1 protein-coding gene is annotated in these 2781 nt (G+C 43.6%); it reads right to left on the minus strand.

The window, feature by feature from the left end; translation table 11 throughout:
* Positions 1–2781: DUF1542 domain-containing protein (locus tag OCF95_RS09725; RefSeq protein WP_261105328.1), on the minus strand; the 2781-nt coding region annotated here is incomplete at both ends.

Here is a 2781-nt window from a genome sequence, read left to right on the forward strand (position 1 = left end):
GGTCTTAGCTTTCAATGCATCATCGATAGCTTGTTTTGCCGCTGGCTTCGCTTGCGCTGTTGGATTTACTGAAGCTATACTTGCTGCCCCATCGTTTTTAGCTTGAGTTACTACATCGTTTGTTGTTGCGTTGTCGATGGCTTGCTTAGCTGCGTCAGCTTTCGCTTTTGCGTCTTCCTTAGCTTTGGCTTTTTCTTCTGCTGTTAAATCGTTATTGGCATCAATTGCGTCGGTCTTAGCTTTCAATGCATCATCGATAGCTTGTTTTGCCGCTGGCTTCGCTTGCGCTGTTGGATTTACTGAAGCTACACTTGCTGCCCCATCGTTTTTAGCTTGAGTTACTGCATCGTTTGTTGTTGCGTTGTCGATTGCAGTCTTCGCTGCATCAGCTTTCGCTTTAGCGTCTGCTTTCGCCGCAGCTTTCTCTTCATCTGTCAAGTCTGTACGAGAGTCTATTTCATCAGTCTTAGCTTTTAAGGCATCATCGATGGCTTTCTTAGCTTCTGGCTTCGCTTCTGGTTGTGGATCTACTGCTTTTACTTCTGTTATTCCAGTCACCTTAGCTCGGTCTACTTCCGCATTTGTTGTTGCATTATCGATGGCTGCTTTTGCTGCGTTGGCCTTAGCTTTTGCTTCTGACTTAGCCGCAGCTTTCTCTTCATCTGTCAAGTCTGTACGAGAGTCAATCACGTCGTTCTTAGCTTTAAGCGCGTCGTCGATGGCTTGCTTCGCAGTCGGTTTTGCCACTGGCTTTGGAGTCACTGAAGCTACTGATGCCGTTCCTGCAGTCTTAGCTTGTTCCACTTCTGCGTTTGTTGTCGCATTGTCGATTGCTTCTTTCGCTGCATCAGCTTTTGCCTTAGCTTCTGCTTTGGCTTTAGTTTTTTCTTCAGCTGTTAAATCATCATTCGCATCTATTGCATCTTCTTTTGCTTTTAATGCATCATCTATTGCCTGTTTGGCTGCTGGTTTTTTAGCTGCTTCTGGACTAAACGAGTTCACATCACTTAAACCAGATACACTATTTACATCTACTTTAATGTCTGTATCTGCTGCATCGATTGCGTCTTTTGCCTCATTAGCTTTATTTTCTACTTCAGCTTTTGCTGCAGTTTTCTCTTCAGTTGTTAAATCATCTCGAGCATCGATTTCTTCTATTTTCTTCTCTAGAGCTGCATCAATTGCTTTTTTAGCCTCTGATTTCTTAACTGGTTCTGGACTAAATGAATTTACATCACTTAAACCAGATATACTATTTACATCAACCTTAATATCTGTATCAGCTTCATCGATTGCTTTCTTAGCTGCATCGGCTTTAGCTTTAGCTTCCTCCTTAGCTGCTAATTTTTCTTCTGCTGTTAAGTCATTATTCGCATCAATTTCTGCTTCTTTTGCCTTTAGTGCTTCATCTACAGCTTTTTTAGCCTCTGGTTTCTTAACCGCTACTGGATTCAATGAGTTTACATCTGCTACCCCAATAGTTTTTGAATTTTCAACGTCAGCATTTGTTGCCGCTTTATCAACTGCTTGTTTTGCCGCTTCTGCTTTAGCCCTAGCTTCTTCTTTAGCTGCTATTTTTTCCTCAGCTGTCAGATCATCTCGAGTATCGATCTCTGCTTCTTTGGATTTAAGCGCATCTTCTATCGCTTTCTTAGCTGCTGGCTTAGCTTGCGCTGTTGGATTTACTGAAGATACACTCGTTGCTCCAGCGTTTTTAGCTTGAGTTACTGCATTATTTGTTGTCGCATTGTCGATTGCAGTCTTCGCTGCGTCTGCTTTGGCTTTCGCTTCTTCTTTAGCTGCTGTTTTTTCCTCAGCTGTCAGATCATCTCGAGCATCGATTTCTGCTTCTTTGGCTTTAAGTGCATCTTCTACTGCTTTCTTCGCCTCTGGTTTCGCTACTGGAGTTGGAGTCACCGAATCTACCGATGTTGCTCCATCATTTTTAGCTTGTTCTACCTCATCATTTGTTGTCGCGTTGTCTATTGCTGTTTTCGCTGCGTCGGCTTTGGCTTTTGCATCTGCTTTAGCTGCAGTTTTCTCTTCGTCTGTTAAGTCGTTGTTCGCGTCAATCGCTGCTTCCTTAGCTTTTAATGCATCATCGATCGCTTGTTTTGCAGCCGGTTTAGCTATTGGTGTTGGAGTGACTGAAGATATACTTGTTGCTCCGCCATTTTTAGCTTGTTCTACCGCATCATTTGTTGTTGCGTTGTCGATTGCTTGTTTCGCTGTAGTCGCTTTGTCTTGCGCTTCTTGCTTAGCTGCGGCTTTTTCTTCAGCAGTCAAATCGTTGTTGGCATCAATCGCGTCGTTCTTAACTTTCAATGCGTCATCAATTGCTTGTTTTGCAGCCGGTTTAGCTGTTGGTGTTGGAGTGACTGAAGATATACTTGTCGCTCCGCCATTTTTAGCTTGTTCTACCGCATCATTTGTTGTTGCATTGTCGATCGCTTGTTTTGCTGCAGTTGCCTTATCTTGCGCTTCTTGCTTAGCTTTGGCTTTTTCTTCGTCTGTTAAGTCATTATTTGCGTTGATTGCTGCTTCCTTAGCTTTCAGCGCATCTTCGATGGCCTTCTTAGCAGCCGGTTTAGCTGTTGGTGTTGGAGTGACTGATGATACACTTGTCGCTCCGTCGTTTTTAGCTTGCGTTACGGTATCGTTTGTGGTTGCATTGTCAATTGCAGTCTTCGCTGCGTCGGCTTTGGCTTTCGCATCAGCTTTCGCTGCAGTTTTCTCTTCGTCTGTTAAGTCGTTGTTTGCGTCAATTGCTGCTTCCTTAGC

This window comes from Streptococcus mitis (assembly GCF_946188615.1).
Classification (GTDB): Bacteria; Bacillota; Bacilli; order Lactobacillales; family Streptococcaceae; genus Streptococcus; species Streptococcus mitis_BZ.